At 58.4% G+C, this 14,078-nt stretch carries 11 protein-coding genes; 5 read left to right on the top strand and 6 right to left on the bottom strand.

The window, feature by feature from the left end:
• The first annotated feature begins 33 nt into the window (after positions 1-33).
• The gene (gene ypfH, locus FHC52_RS10165) at positions 34-729 is read left to right on the top strand and encodes an esterase (RefSeq protein ID WP_220420061.1); all 696 of its coding nucleotides are present in this window, start codon (positions 34-36) and stop codon (positions 727-729) included.
• 39 nt (positions 730-768) lie between these two features.
• On the opposite strand, the gene FHC52_RS10160 is transcribed toward ypfH, so the two are convergent.
• From FHC52_RS10160 to FHC52_RS10150, 3 genes are read right to left on the bottom strand one after another with little or no spacing between them, the layout of a single operon-like run.
• Complete coding sequence (locus FHC52_RS10160; protein WP_008501627.1) at positions 769-966, bottom strand: YpfN family protein; 198 nt, start codon at positions 964-966, stop codon at positions 769-771.
• A 24-nt stretch (positions 967-990) separates the two neighbouring features.
• A complete protein-coding gene (gene dapE, locus FHC52_RS10155) occupies positions 991-2,118 on the bottom strand; it encodes a succinyl-diaminopimelate desuccinylase (RefSeq protein WP_023294260.1) in 1,128 nt (375 codons plus the stop codon).
• Between the two features lie 10 nt (positions 2,119-2,128).
• On the bottom strand, positions 2,129-2,479 hold the full coding sequence (locus tag FHC52_RS10150; protein WP_008501625.1) for an ArsC family reductase: 351 nt from the start codon (positions 2,477-2,479) through the stop codon (positions 2,129-2,131).
• Between the two features lie 387 nt (positions 2,480-2,866).
• Between FHC52_RS10150 and ypfM the strand changes: the two genes are divergently transcribed.
• Positions 2,867-2,926 (top strand): protein YpfM, encoded by a 60-nt coding sequence (gene ypfM, locus FHC52_RS10145; RefSeq protein ID WP_015572204.1) that lies wholly within the window; start codon positions 2,867-2,869, stop codon positions 2,924-2,926.
• 109 nt (positions 2,927-3,035) lie between these two features.
• Here the strand turns inward: ypfM and acrD are convergent, their stop codons facing one another.
• Both acrD and narQ read right to left on the bottom strand, forming a co-directional pair.
• Positions 3,036-6,149 (bottom strand): multidrug efflux RND transporter permease AcrD, encoded by a 3,114-nt coding sequence (gene acrD, locus FHC52_RS10140; RefSeq protein ID WP_045351578.1) that lies wholly within the window; start codon positions 6,147-6,149, stop codon positions 3,036-3,038.
• Positions 6,150-6,291: 142 nt separating this feature from the next.
• Entirely contained in the window at positions 6,292-7,986 is a 1,695-nt protein-coding gene (gene narQ, locus FHC52_RS10135) for a nitrate/nitrite two-component system sensor histidine kinase NarQ (RefSeq protein WP_032655580.1), read from the bottom strand.
• A gap of 152 nt (positions 7,987-8,138) precedes the next feature.
• Here narQ and aegA point away from each other — a divergent pair, with 152 nt between their 5' ends.
• The 3 genes from aegA to FHC52_RS10120 all read left to right on the top strand — a co-directional run bounded on the left by aegA (position 8,139) and on the right by FHC52_RS10120 (position 11,923).
• Positions 8,139-10,118: a formate-dependent uric acid utilization protein AegA gene (gene aegA / locus FHC52_RS10130; RefSeq protein ID WP_126289276.1), complete on the top strand. Its 1,980-nt coding sequence runs from the start codon at positions 8,139-8,141 to the stop codon at positions 10,116-10,118.
• A 66-nt stretch (positions 10,119-10,184) separates the two neighbouring features.
• Entirely contained in the window at positions 10,185-10,778 is a 594-nt protein-coding gene (nudK, locus tag FHC52_RS10125; protein ID WP_025912781.1) for a GDP-mannose pyrophosphatase NudK, read from the top strand.
• Positions 10,779-10,879: 101 nt separating this feature from the next.
• Positions 10,880-11,923 (top strand): DUF1176 domain-containing protein, encoded by a 1,044-nt coding sequence (locus FHC52_RS10120; protein ID WP_008501620.1) that lies wholly within the window; start codon positions 10,880-10,882, stop codon positions 11,921-11,923.
• A 150-nt stretch (positions 11,924-12,073) separates the two neighbouring features.
• Here the strand turns inward: FHC52_RS10120 and tkt are convergent, their stop codons facing one another.
• The gene (gene tkt, locus FHC52_RS10115) at positions 12,074-14,062 is read right to left on the bottom strand and encodes a transketolase (RefSeq protein WP_126289274.1); all 1,989 of its coding nucleotides are present in this window, start codon (positions 14,060-14,062) and stop codon (positions 12,074-12,076) included.
• Positions 14,063-14,078 lie beyond the last annotated feature (16 nt).

Raw genomic sequence — 14,078 nt, 5'->3', positions numbered from 1 at the left:
GTAGAATCCAGGTCATCTATTAAGGAGACCACCATGAAACATGACCATTTTGTTGTTCAAAGCCCTGACAAACCGGCTAAACAGTTACTGCTTCTGTTTCATGGTGTTGGCGATAATGCCGTCAATATGGGGCAGATTGGCAGCTGGTTTGCGCCCGTTTTCCCGGAAGCGTTGATTGTCAGCATCGGTGGCGTAGAGCCATGCGGCCCGAACGGGCGCCAGTGGTTCTCGGTTCAGGGCGTGACGGAAGAGAACCGTCAGGCGCGTATCGACGCCATCATGCCGGCCTTTATCGACGTCATCCGTTACTGGCAGCAGCAGAGCGGCGTAGGAGCCGAAGCGACCGCGTTGATTGGCTTCTCGCAGGGGTCAATCATGTCGCTGGAAAGCGTAAAGGCGCAGCCGGGTCTGGTGTCACGGGTGATCGCCTTTAACGGTCGTTTTGCGACGTTACCGACAAGCGCAACCACGCAAACCACGATCCACTTAATCCACGGCGGTGAAGACTGGGTGATTGAGCTCTCGCATGCGGTTGCTGCCCAGGAAGCGCTGATGCGTGAGGGTGGGGATGTGACGCTGGATATCGTTGACGATCTGGGCCACGCCATTGACGACCGCAGCATGCAGTTTGCGCTTGACCATCTGCGCTATACCGTACCGAAGCACTACTTTGATGAAGCGCTCAGCGGCGGTAAGCCGGATGACGATGATATTGTTGAGTTTATGTGATTCTTCCCCCTCTCCCATGGAGAGGGGGAATCGGATCGATTACTTCTTCTGATCCTTCTTCGGCCAGTCGTCGTCATCGTCCCACTTGTCGTTGAAATCACGGTGCGGGGGAAGATCCGGCTTGTTGGCGAGAAATTTTTTATGGTCCACGCGCTTAAGGTCTTTAATCACGTTAAGCAGTACGCCGACCAGAAAAACCAACACCAGAACCCACCAGTACTTTGAAAGCCAATCCATTCGCTATTCCTCTCAGAGCGTTCGTCAGGCGACGATTTGCTCCATAATACGTTGATACATACGGGCCAGCAGTTGTAAATCTGCCGCATTGACACACTCATTTATTTTATGAATGGTTGCGTTCACTGGCCCCAGTTCGACAACCTGAGCACCCATACGGGCGATAAAGCGTCCGTCTGAGGTACCACCCGTTGTCAGCAGCTGTGGCTTAATTTCATTATAGTGCTCGATGGCGTTCACCACCGCATCCACCAGTTTGCCGCGCTGCGTCAGGAACGGCTGGCCGGAAAGCCACCACTCCACGGTATAGCGCAGCTGATATTTTTCCAGCAGGGCGATAACGCGCGCCTTGATCATCTCATCGGTCAGTTCCGTGCTGAAGCGGAAGTTGAACTGGACGAAATAATCCCCCGGGATCACGTTATTGCTGCCGGTCCCGGCCTTGACGTTCGCAATCTGCATGCTGGTCGGCGGGAAGAACTCGTTACCCTTATCCCACTCAATCGCCACCAGCTCGCTCAGCATTGGCGCGGCGCGGTGAACCGGGTTATCGGCGAGATGCGGGTAAGCGACGTGGCCCTGAACGCCGTGAATGGTCAGGTTACAGGTCAGCGAGCCACGGCGTCCGTTTTTGACGACGTCACCCACCACTTCGGTGCTGGACGGCTCACCGACCAGACAGTAGTCGAGACGCTCGTTGCGTGCCATCAGCGCTTCAACGACCTTTACGGTACCGTTGTGCGCGCTGGCTTCTTCGTCGGAGGTGATCAAAAACGCGAGACGGTTTTTGTGGTTCGGATGCTGCGCCACAAAGCGCTCTGCCGCCACGACCATCGCCGCCAGAGAGCCTTTCATGTCTGCCGCGCCGCGACCAAACAGCATGCCATCCCGAATGGTCGGCTCAAACGGCGGGTTAATCCAGCGATCCGCGTCACCGGCGGGAACGACGTCAGTATGCCCGGCGAAGGCCAGCGTTTCGCCCTGTCCGCGCCACGCCCAGAAGTTCTGGGTATCGCCAAAATCCATGCGTTCAACGGTAAAACCGATGGCACGCAGGCGTTCAATCATAAGAGCCTGACAACCTGCGTCGTCCGGGCTAAGGGAAGGACGGCGAATAAGCTGCTGAGTCAGCTCAATGACCGGGCATGACATAAACTACACCTCAACGAAAAAAGTCGGAATAAAGGGTTTCACTGAAACCCAGCAGCATAGGCTGCCCTGGCGCGCAGAGCAATGGGCGTTTGATAATTGCCGGCATCTCGAGCATCAGTTTTGCCGCGCTGTCGGCATCGGTGATGCTGGCGCGCAGAGAGTCGTCCAGTTTACGCCAGGTGGTGCCGCGGGTGTTCAGCAGGGCTTCCCAACCCAGTTCGCGAATAGCGCTATGCAGAAATTCTGCATCGAGCCCGTCGGCACGGTAATCGTGGAAGCGGTACTCCACGCTGTTAGCGTCCAGCCAGCGGCGGGCTTTTTTGATGGTGTCGCAATTTTTAATGCCGTACATCACAACCATGGTGAATCCTTTTGATGTTCTGATAATTAAATGTTCAGTAAATTCGAAGATATATCCTTAAGTGGAATATAACACATTCAGGAATTGTCTGGATTAATACGTCTTCTTAAATCGACTCACAACTGTACGCTGAATATTCTTTCATCATTTAAGCATAGATGTCCATTAACTTTAAAAATCCAATAAACTCAGCCAATAAAATAAAACTCACCCGTTCGTAGGGTTATTTCAAAATATTGCTGGCCGTCACAAAAAATTGAGGGCTCTCCGTTCATATTTATCATAAATCCCCGCAGGACGTAGGGTACAATCACAGCAACTGGTTAAATAGTCTTCACAATGATGGTACGTTTTTGTAGAATGCGCATAATAATAAGAGAGGTTGTTATGATTGAACGTGAACTGGGGAACTGGAAAGATTTTATCGAAGGCATGCTTCGTAAATGACATTCAGTAAGAATTGCAAGAGCACTAAAATAAGTAAAATAACCATAGTGTGAATTAATCACACAGTAAAAAGGCGGCCGATAAAGCCGCCTTTTTTTATTTCAACCACTTACTCAGGACGTTCCTTTAGCGGGAAGCGGCGACGCACCAGCACAAAGAACAGCGGAACGAAGTAAATGGCCAGGATGGTGGCCGAAATCATGCCGCCCATCACCCCCGTGCCGACGGCATGCTGGCTGCTGGAACCTGCACCGGTGCTGGTCGCCATCGGCAGTACACCAAAAATAAACGCCAGCGAGGTCATCAGGATCGGACGCAGGCGCTGACGGCAGGCGTGCAGCGTGGCGGCCATCAGCTCGTGGCCTTTGGCATTCATCTCGTTAGCAAACTCAACGATCAGAATGGCGTTTTTCGCCGACAGCCCAATGACGGTGAGCAGGCCTACCTGGAAGTAGACATCGTTCTCCAGGCCGCGCATCCACGTTGCGAGCAGCGCACCGATAACCCCAAGGGGCACGACCAGCATGACCGAGAACGGGACCGACCAGCTCTCATACAGGGCGGCAAGGCAGAGGAAGACCACCAGCAGAGAGAGCGCGTAAAGGGCGGGGGCCTGCGCCCCGGAGAGACGCTCCTGGTAAGACATGGCCGTCCACTCGAGACCAAAACCGGCGGGCAGCTGTTGCACCAGTTTTTCCATGGTGTCCATGGCGGTACCGGTGCTGACGCCCGGCGCGGCTTCCCCGACGATTTCAACCGCAGAATAGCCGTTATAGCGTTCCAGGCGTGGCGATCCGCTCTCCCAGTGCGAAGTCGCAAAGGCAGAGAACGGCACCATGCCGCCAGCATTATTTCTGACAAACCAGCGGTTAATATCATCCGGCAGCATGCGGAACGGCGCGGCGGACTGGACATACACTTTTTTCACGCGGCCGCGATCCATAAAGTCATTCACATAGCTCGACCCCCATGCCGTTTGCAGGGTGTCGTTGATATCGTTGATCGACACACCCAGCGCCTGCGCCTTACGCTGATCGATATCCACCTGAAGCTGCGGGCTGTCGTCGAGGCCGTTATGGCGAACGCGGGTCAGGCCGGGATCGTTGCCTGCCAGCGCTAGCAGCTTATCGCGTGCCGCCATCAGCGCCGTGTGGCCCGCCCCGGCGTGATCCTGCAGCTCCATATCAAACCCGGCTGAACTGCCCAGGCCGCTTATCGCCGGTGGGCTGCTGGCAAAGACGCGCGCCTCTTTGATGTGCGCAAAGGCTTTTGTCGCACGTTCAATGATGGCAAACGAGGTGCCCGTCCGGGTATCGCGCTCGTCCCAGTCCTTCAGGCGGACAAACATGCGGGCAACGTTCTGCCCGTTTCCGCCCGGGCCGGAACCGACGGTGGAGAAGACCGAGACAACGTTATCTTTCTCTTTGGTGAAGAAGTACTGCTCCACTTTCTGCACCACTTTTAGCGTCTGCTGCTGCGTTGCGCCGCTCGGAAGCTGCACCGAGGTGGTGAACATCCCCCGGTCTTCCATCGGCAGGAACGAGGTGGGCAGGTGCAGGAACAGCCACACCATCCCGCCCAGCAGCACAACGTAAATCATCATCCAGCGCAGGCTGCGGTGCAGTACGCGACCCACGGCAGATTCATAGCGCGCGGCGTTGCGGTTGAACATCCGGTTAAACCAGCCGAAGAACCCTTTCTGCCCGTGATGCTCCCCTTTGTGCAGCGGTTTCAGAATGGTGGCGCACAGCGCGGGGGTGAGGATCAGCGCGACCAGCACGGAGAGCACCATCGCCGAGACGATGGTGATCGAGAACTGGCGGTAAATCGCCCCGGTGGTGCCGCCAAAGAAGGCCATCGGGATAAAGACGGCCGACAGCACCATCGCAATCCCGACCAGCGCCCCCTGAATTTGCCCCATGGACTTGCGCGTCGCCTGGCGCGGAGAGAGCCCTTCTTCGCTCATGATGCGCTCGACGTTTTCAACCACCACGATGGCATCATCCACCAGAAGGCCGATCGCCAGCACCATCGCAAACATCGTCAGGGTATTAATGCTGTACCCGAACGCGTAAAGCACCGCAAAGGTCCCCAGCAGCACCACGGGGACGGCAATGGTGGGGATCAGCGTCGCGCGGAAGTTTTGCAGGAACAGGTACATGACCAGGAACACCAGCGCGATGGCTTCCAGCAGGGTCTTCACCACGTCCTCAATGGAGGCTTTAACGAAGGAGGTGGTTTCATAGGCGACTTTGTACTCCAGCCCGTGCGGGAAATACTGCGAAAGCTCGTCCAGACGATCTAACACCAGTTTTGCCGTCGCCATTTCGTTCGCGCCGGAGGCCAGTTTAATCCCCAGACCGGAGGCCTGATTGCCGTTAAAGCGGCTCAGGTAGTCGTATTTCTCCGCCCCCATTTCCACCGTGGCGACATCGCCCAGACGCACTTCCGACCCGTCCTGATTCACGCGCAGGGTGATATTGCGGAACTGGTCCGGCGTCTGCAGCAGGGATTGCGAATTAATGGTGGCGTTCAGGGCTTGCTTATCAACGGAAGGCGTTCCCCCCAGTTGCCCCACGGCAATCTGGGCGTTCTGGGCTTTAATGGCATCCGTCACGTCGGTTGCCGTCATCTGGTAGCTGTTCAGCTTGTTGGGATCGAGCCAGATACGCATGGAGTACTGTGAGCCGTAGGCGTCGATATCCCCGACGCCGTTGATACGGCTGATGGGATCCTGAATATTACTGGCGACGTAGTCCGCGATGTCCTGTTTATCCATCGAGCCATCTGTCGAGACAAACGCGATGGTCAATATGTTGGTATCGCCGGTTTTACGCACGGTCACGCCCTGGTTTTGCACCGCCTGGGGCAGCTTGCGCATCGCCGACTGCAGCTGATTTTGGACCTGCTGCACCGCTTCGTCCGGGTCGGTGCCCGCCTTAAAGCTCAGGGTGACCGTCGCCTGTCCCGTGGCGCTGCTTTGCGAGGACATGTACATCAGGTTATCCAGACCCGTCATGTTCTGCTCGATAACCTGCGTCACGGTATTTTCCAGCGTCTGTGCCGATGCGCCGGGGTAGTTTGCGGTGACGCGCACGTTCGGCGGTGCCAGGTCGGGGTATTGCTCAACGGGAAGTGAAGTAATCGCCAGGACACCTGTCAGACACAACAGGATGGCAAGCACCCAGGCAAAAATGGGGCGATCGATGAAAAAATTCGCCATGAAAGTGTGACCTCGTTTTGCTGCACGTCATTATTGTTTATTGCCCGCATAACTTTAGCGGTAAGGCCCAGGTCAAACGTGGAGAAATAAAGGAGATAGTGTAAATTATCATGCGCTTTTCCCTGCGCTTCCCTCTTTACCGTTATTTACCCGTTAACGGCGTGGGCGCCGGAAACGTCACGCTGACCAGCGTGCCGCCGTTTTGCGGCTGCGAGAAGTGCAGCACTCCTCCAAGCCGTTGCGCGCGTTCGCGCATAATGTTCAGCCCGTAATGTCCCGGCGGCTCGCTGGCTTCGCCAATCCCGATGCCGTTGTCCCGAATGCTGACGCTGTGCGTACCGTCCGCTGCGGTCACGCAGCTCACGGTGATCTCGCTGGCCTCCGCGTGCTTAATGGCGTTCAACACCGCCTCACGCACGATCTGTAACAGGTGCACCTGCTTTTGCGCGTCAAGCGCCAGCGAGGAGAGGCGGCAGTCGAGATGCAGTTTCGCCTGCGTCTGGCTCTGCAGGGCATCGAGTGACTCCTGCAGCGCCGCGGGTAAATTCGCGTGGTTCAGCGTCAGGCGGAAGGTGGTCAGCAGCTCGCGAAGCTGCTGCCAGGCGTTGTTCAGCTCGCGGGAGAAGTCGGTGATAATGGCCTGCGCTTGGGTATTTTCTTCCGGCACGGCGCGTTTGAGCAGCGCAAGCTGAATGCGCAGATACGACAGCACCTGCGCCAGCGAATCGTGCAGCTCGCGGGCAATAGTGGCGCGCTCTTCCATCAGCAGCAGCTGCTGGTAATGCTTTTGCGCCTGGTTAAAGTACAGCCCGCGCCCGAGCATGGTCGCCACGCTTCTCATCAGCGGAAGGGGGACGCTGTCCGCCTCGCTTTGCCAGCGCAGCTCGCCGTAGAGCGTGTCCTGCATCAGTACCGGCAGGTTTTGCAGAGGGATACCCTCAGCCTCCGTCCCTTCGCATAGCCGCCAGTCGTCGCTGGTGCGCAGTTCCAGATAATTCATCTGCGTATAGTCATGGACAATCTGCAGGATATGCCGGAAACAGTGGCTGTCTATCTGGCCGGTATTGAGCGCCTGCGAGCACTTAAACAGCATGTCGAGCTGCTGGTGGGCTTCGTGCAGGTGCCGCGTCTTTTCCGCAACCGAGGCCTCGAGCGAACGGTAAAGCGTATCGAGCTCGGCCGACATGTGGTTAAAGGCGCGCGAAAGCTGCCCCAGCTCGTTCGGCAGGGCGCTATCCGGCGCAGGGGTGGCAAACTCGCCGCGCTCAATGCGTTCGCTGGCCGCCACCAGGTTGTTTAGCGGAAGCACCACCTGGCGACGGATGCGTCGCAGGGTAAACAGCGTCAGCAGCAGGATCCCGAGTGCGCCAGCCAGCGAGAGCAGGGTGACCGTCTGAATTTTATGTTCGGTGTAGTGCTGGAGGGCGAGCACAAAGGCATCAATGCGGCCGACAAAATCCTCAATATTGCGTTGGTACCACGCGCTGTCGCCGCGGGCGATATGCGCATCCATCTCCTGCCAGGCCACATGCAGCTGCTGATAGCGTGCTTTCACATTGTCCGGGACGTACCAGCGGTTCAGCTTCTGCAGGGCAGGCGCACCGAGCGTCTGTTGCCAGCTCTCGCGATGTGTCGCAAGGGACGGGCTGTTTCGCTGCATCTCGTAGCCCAGACGATAGCTCTGCATGCGCAGTGAGCCAGCGATGTTGATGGCTTCGGCATCGCGCTGGCTGCTGGCCAGCGTCAGCAACGCGACGGTGCTGCTGAGTACGGATAGGGCAATGATCGAAAAGAAAGCCCAGGCAAGGCTTCCGGAAACGGGTCGTTTAACGGTCACAGAACGGCTCTCTGAATAAAATTGATCTGCCACAGGTTCACTGGAAATAATTGGGCGTTTCAGGCATTTGAACATTGCCCGAACGCACCGTGATGCGTAAATACCATACTCTTATAAAGAGAAAGGTTATTGAACCAAAAACAGGTGTGGTTATGAATCGTTTTATTATGGCTAACAGCCAGCAGTGCATTGGGTGTCGCGCCTGCGAAGTCGCCTGCGTGATGGCGCACAACGGTGAGCAGCATGCCCTGAGCGAGCGCCATTTTCATCCCCGTATCACGGTCCTGAGATCCGGCGAGAAGAGCCACCCCGTGACCTGTCATCATTGCGAAAATGCACCCTGCGCGCAAAGCTGCCCGAACGGCGCCATCAGCAAATGCGATGACAGCGTACAGGTGAATCAACAAAAATGCATCGGCTGTAAGGCCTGCGCGGTGGCCTGCCCGTTTGGCACGATGGAGATTATCGTCACTCCGCTCGACAATGGCAGCGTGAAGGCCTCGGCGAATAAATGCGATCTCTGTCTGACGCGTCCACACGGCCCGGCCTGTATCGAAAATTGCCCGGCGGATGTCCTCACCCTGGCGACGCCTGCCGCGCTGGAAAACCTGGCGAAATCGCGCCGACAGCGCACGGCCTGCCTGGAGGCGCAGCCCTGGCATGGTGCCGAGGCCGTCAGCGTGGACGCGCCGCGTACTAAACTGCAGCAGATGCAAACGACCCCGCCCCGCGGCGAGCCCGACAAGCTGGCTGGCGCAGAGCGCGTGGGCCATTTTAACGAAATTTACCTGCCGTTCCGGGCCGAACAGGCCGCCCGCGAGGTGTCGCGCTGCCTGAAGTGCGGAGAGCACAGCATTTGCGAATGGACCTGCCCGCTGCACAACCACATCCCGCAGTGGATTGAGCGCCTCAACGCGGGGGATATCACCGGCGCGGCCGAGCTTTCTCATCAGACCAACTGTTTACCTGAAATTACCGGTCGCGTCTGCCCGCAGGACCGGCTATGCGAGGGAGCCTGCACGCTTCGTGACGCGGCGGGGGCCGTGACGATAGGCAACATCGAGCGCTACATCTTCGATCGGGCGCTGGCGATGGGCTGGCGGCCGGATTTGTCCGCCGTCACGCCGTCAGGTAAACGTGTCGCGATTGTCGGCGCGGGGCCCGCCGGGCTGGCGTGCGCCGACGTGCTGGCGCGCCGCGGCGTGAGCGTGACGGTCTATGACCGGCATCCGGAGATCGGCGGTTTGCTGACCTTTGGCATCCCGGCATTTAAGCTCGATAAATCGCTGCTCGCCCGGCGCAGAGAGATCTTTACCGCGATGGGGATCCGCTTCGAGCTGAACTGCGAGGTGGGCCAGGACGTGTCGATGTCGCAGCTCAAGAGCGATTACGACGCCCTGTTTATTGGCGTGGGTACCTATCGTTCGATGAAAGCGGGTATCCCGAACGAGGATGCGCCAGGGGTCTACGACGCGCTGCCTTTCCTGGTGGGCAACACGCGGCATGTTATGGGGCTGGAGGCGACGGCCAGCGAGCCGTTCATCGACACCCGTGGCCTGAACGTAGTGGTGCTGGGTGGAGGCGATACCGCGATGGACTGCGTCCGCACGGCGTTACGTCACGGCGCGGCGACGGTCACCTGCGCCTATCGTCGGGATGAGGCCAACATGCCGGGCTCGAAGAAAGAGGTGCAGAACGCCAGAGAAGAGGGGGCGTCATTTGAGTTTAACGTCCAGCCGGTTGAGCTGACGCTGGATCCGAACGGTAAGGTCAACGGTATCCGGATGCTGCGTACCGCGCTCGGTGAGCCGGATGCGCAGGGGCGTCGTCGGCCCGTTCCGGTGGCGGGCAGCGAGTTTGTGGTGGCCGCGGATGCAGTCATCATGGCGTTTGGCTTTAATCCGCACGCGATGCCGTGGCTGCAGGCGCAGGGGGTTGAAACGGACGACTGGGGGCGGATCGTGGCCTCGGTCGAGAGCCGCTACCGTTATCAGACAACCAACCCGCAGATCTTCGCCGGGGGCGATGCGGTACGCGGCGCGGATCTGGTCGTCACCGCGATGGCGGAAGGGCGTCATGCCGCGCAGGGGATACTCGACTGGCTGGGAGTGGATGTACCACAACATCATTAATCCGGCGGACGACAAAGCGGGATTCACGGCGTAGTATAGGACGACTCATTGTGCCGTGGAGCCCGTATGACCCTGAAAATTGACGTTATCAAAGACAAAATTCTCTCTGAAAACTACTTTGTCCTGCGTAACATCACCTATGATCTTACACGTAACAACGGTGAAGTGATCCGCCACAAGCGCGAGGTCTATGACCGTGGTAACGGAGCAACCATCCTGCTCTATAACCGTGAAAAGCAGAGCGTGGTGCTGATCCGTCAGTTCAGGGTGGCAACATGGGTCAATGGCAATCCTGACGGACGTCTGATTGAAACCTGCGCGGGCCTGCTCGATGACGATGAGCCGGAAGTCTGCATCCGCAAAGAGGCCGTCGAAGAGACCGGCTTTGAAGTGGGCGAGGTCAAAAAGGTCTTCGAGCTGTACATGTCCCCGGGCGGCGTGACGGAAATTGTCCATTTCTTCATTGCTGAATACAGCGACGCACAGCGCACGCACCGGGGCGGTGGCGTAGAGGATGAAGATATCGACGTGCTGGAGCTTCCTTTTGCCCGAGCTCTGGAGATGGTGCGTTCAGGCGAAATCAGGGATGGTAAAGCGGTGATATTGCTGCAGTATTTACAGACAACCGGGCTGATGAACACCCCTTTCGAACGGATATAGCCTGTTTTTCAGGTATATCTGATAAATCCGATTGAGCAACCCCGGCGGGAACACGAAGATACTGCCCTGTTATGCGTTTTCGTTCCGGGATTGTGTCATTCATGCGCTACAGCGTCTTTTTATTTTCCCTGTTTTGTGTGCTCCTCGCGCCGCAGGTGCGGGCTGCACCCGCGCAGCAAGCCTTCTCTGACTGGCAGGTGACCTGCAATAACCAGAACTTTTGCCTTGCCCGCAACACGGGCGAACACCGCGGTCTGGTCATGACGCTCACCCGGAGCGCCGGGGCAAAAACGGATGCCACGCTGCGTATCGATCTCGGCGGTCTTGATACTCCCTCCGTGAAAGAGCCGGATATTGCCCCGCGGCTGCTGCTGGATAATGTTCCCCTGAAGCTCGACAAACAGCGCTGGCAGCTCACCCCCTGGCATCTGAAAACGGACGATGCGGCCACCATCACCGCCTTTCTGAAAAACATCCAGGAAGGAAAAGCCCTGACTCTGCGAGGCGGTAAGCAGGTGATTTCACTGGCCGGTCTGAAAGCCGCGCTGCTGTTCATTGATGCCCAGCAAAAGCGCGTTGGCAGCGAAACCGCGTGGATCAAGAAAGGTGACGATCCGCCGTTAAGCGTGCCGCCCGCACCTGCCCTGAAAAAGGTGGCGATCGTTAATCCTACCCCAACACCGCTTTCCCACGCTGAACTGAACGATCTGCTGGATTATGGTACCGGCAGGATGAACAGCAGCCAGTGTTCGCTGGATCCTAACCGTCGCGAAGTGCGCGTCACCGCGTTAACCGATGACAAAGCGCTGCTGATCGTCAGCTGCGAGGCGGGGGCCTATAACACGGTCGATCTGGCGTGGCTGGTGTCACGTAAAAAACCGTTCTCTGCCCGCAGCGTGAGGCTGCGTCTGCCGTTTACGCCGTCAAGCGACAGCAGCGAAATCGAGTTGATGAACGCCAGCTTTGATGAAAAGACGCGTGAGCTGACCACGCTCTCGCTGGGGCGCGGTATGGGGGATTGTGGGATCCAGACGCGCTGGCGGTTTGACGGCCAGCGTTTCCGCCTGGTGCGCTATGCCGAGGAACCCAGCTGTGATAACTGGAATGGGCCAGACGCCTGGCCCACGCTGTGGATCACGCGATAGCTTTTTGCCGGGTGGCGCAGTTGTTTACCCGGCCTACGAATCTTGCGGTCTGTGGCAATGTGCCGGGTGGCGGCTTCGCCTTACCCGGCCTACAAAAAACCGGGCCGTAGGCCGGGTAAGCGATAGCGCCACCCGGCAACGCAGGCCGCACTACAGCACGCTCAGCGCCTTCTCCACCACGTTCTCAACGGTAAAACCGAAGTACGGGAACAGCTTATCGGCAGGGGCGGACTCACCGTAGCCCCGCATCCCAACAATCGCCCCTTTGAGCCCGACATACTTGTACCAGTAGTCGGCAATACCGGCCTCCACCGCCACGCGCGCCGCGACGTTAGAGGGCAGCACCGATTCCCGGTACGCCTCGTCCTGGGCGTCAAAGATATCCGTTGAGGGCAGGGACACCACGCGCACCGCGTGGCCTTCGGCGGTCAGTTTTTCCGCCGCTTTCACCGTGATTTCCACCTCGGAACCGGTCGCAATCAGGATCACGTCCGGCTTGCCGCCGCTGTCTTTCAGGATATAGCCCCCGCGGGCTATGTTTTTCACCTGCTCCGGCGTGCGCTCAATCTGCGTCAGGTTCTGGCGTGACAGGATCAGCGCCGTCGGGCCGTTATGGCGTTCTACCGCCAGCTTCCAGCCCACCGCCGCTTCGACCTGATCGCACGGGCGCCAGGTGCTGAAGTTGGGCGTTAAACGCAGGCTCGCCAGCTGTTCCACCGCCTGGTGGGTGGGGCCGTCTTCTCCCAGACCGATGGAGTCGTGGGTATAGACCATAATCTGCCGCGCCTTCATCAGCGCTGCCATGCGCGCCGCGTTACGGGCGTACTCGACGAACATCAGGAAGGTGGCGGTGTAGGGTACGAAGCCGCCGTGGTGGGCGATGCCGTTGGCGATCGCGGTCATCCCGAACTCGCGCACGCCGTAGTGGATATAGTTCCCGGCAATATCCTCCTTCAGCGATTTCGAGCCCGACCAGATGGTCAGGTTACTCGGTGCCAGGTCCGCCGAGCCGCCCAGCAGCTCAGGAAGGAGAGGGCCAATCGCATTCAGGGTGTTTTGCGACGCCTTACGGGTGGCGATTTTTGCCGGGTTAGACTGCAGGTTTTCAATCAGCGCCTGGGTTTTATCGTCCCAGTCCTCCGGCAGACCGCCGCTCATGCGCCGGGAAAACTCGGCGGCCAGCTCCGGGTACGCTTTTTTGTAGGCGGCAAACTTCTCGTTCCAGGCCTGCTGGGCTTTCTCACCGTCTTCACGGGCATCCCACGCCCGGTAGATCTCTTTCGGGATCTCAAACGGCGGGTATTTCCAGCCCAGCTTCTGCCGGGTCAGCGCCACTTCTTCGTCACCCAGCGCCGCGCCGTGCGCCTCTTCTTTGCCCGCCTTGTTCGGTGAGCCGAAGCCGATAACCGTGCGGCAGATAATCAGGGACGGTTTGTCCTTCACGCTCTGCGCTTCCTGAATCGCTTTTTTCACCGCCTCAGGATCGTGGCCGTCGATCTCGTGCACCACGTGCCAGTGGTAGGCCTCGAAGCGTTTTGCCGTGTCGTCGGTGAACCAGCCCTCGGTTTCCCCGTCGATGGAGATGCCGTTGTGATCGTAGAAGCCAATCAGCTTGCCGAGCCCCAGGGTGCCCGCCAGGGAGCAGACCTCATGGGAAATCCCCTCCATCAGGCAGCCGTCACCCATAAACACGTAGGTGTAGTGATCGACAATCTCGTGGTCCGGCTGGTTGAACTGTGCCGCCAGCGTACGCTCGGCAATCGCCAGCCCGACCGCATTGGCCAGCCCCTGACCGAGCGGCCCGGTGGTGGTTTCCACGCCCGGCGTATAGCCAATCTCCGGGTGCCCCGGGGTTTTGGAGTGCAGCTGGCGGAAGTTTTTCAGCTCCTCAAGCGGCAGATCGTAACCGGACAGGTGCAGCAGGCTGTAGAGCAGCATCGAGGCGTGGCCGTTGGAGAGAATAAAGCGGTCACGGTCGTACCAGGTGGGATCGTTAGGGTTGTGCTTCAGGAAGTCGTTCCACAGCACTTCGGCAATATCGGCCATGCCCATCGGTGCGCCGGGATGGCCAGAATTGGCTTTCTGCACGGCATCCATGCTGAGGGCGCGGATGGCATTGGCGAGCTCTTTACGGGACATAGTTCACTCCGTGGCA

It is taken from the genome of Enterobacter sp. EC_64, from assembly GCF_019584165.1.
Classification (GTDB): domain Bacteria; phylum Pseudomonadota; class Gammaproteobacteria; order Enterobacterales; family Enterobacteriaceae; genus Enterobacter; species Enterobacter roggenkampii.
Note: the sequence above shows the minus strand (reverse complement) of the source record. Positions and strands in the feature narration are given on the sequence as shown.

Excerpts from the sequence above, each read along its gene's own strand:
- ypfH (WP_220420061.1), top strand. The coding sequence starts at position 34 with ATGAAACATGACCATTTTGTTGTTCAAAGCCCTGACAAACCGGCTAAA.
- FHC52_RS10160 (WP_008501627.1), bottom strand. The coding sequence starts at position 966 with ATGGATTGGCTTTCAAAGTACTGGTGGGTTCTGGTGTTGGTTTTTCTG.
- dapE (WP_023294260.1), bottom strand. The coding sequence starts at position 2,118 with ATGTCATGCCCGGTCATTGAGCTGACTCAGCAGCTTATTCGCCGTCCT.
- FHC52_RS10150 (WP_008501625.1), bottom strand. The coding sequence starts at position 2,479 with ATGGTTGTGATGTACGGCATTAAAAATTGCGACACCATCAAAAAAGCC.
- acrD (WP_045351578.1), bottom strand. The coding sequence starts at position 6,149 with ATGGCGAATTTTTTCATCGATCGCCCCATTTTTGCCTGGGTGCTTGCC.
- aegA (WP_126289276.1), top strand. The coding sequence starts at position 8,139 with ATGAATCGTTTTATTATGGCTAACAGCCAGCAGTGCATTGGGTGTCGC.
- nudK (WP_025912781.1), top strand. The coding sequence starts at position 10,185 with ATGACCCTGAAAATTGACGTTATCAAAGACAAAATTCTCTCTGAAAAC.
- FHC52_RS10120 (WP_008501620.1), top strand. The coding sequence starts at position 10,880 with ATGCGCTACAGCGTCTTTTTATTTTCCCTGTTTTGTGTGCTCCTCGCG.
- tkt (WP_126289274.1), bottom strand. The coding sequence starts at position 14,062 with ATGTCCCGTAAAGAGCTCGCCAATGCCATCCGCGCCCTCAGCATGGAT.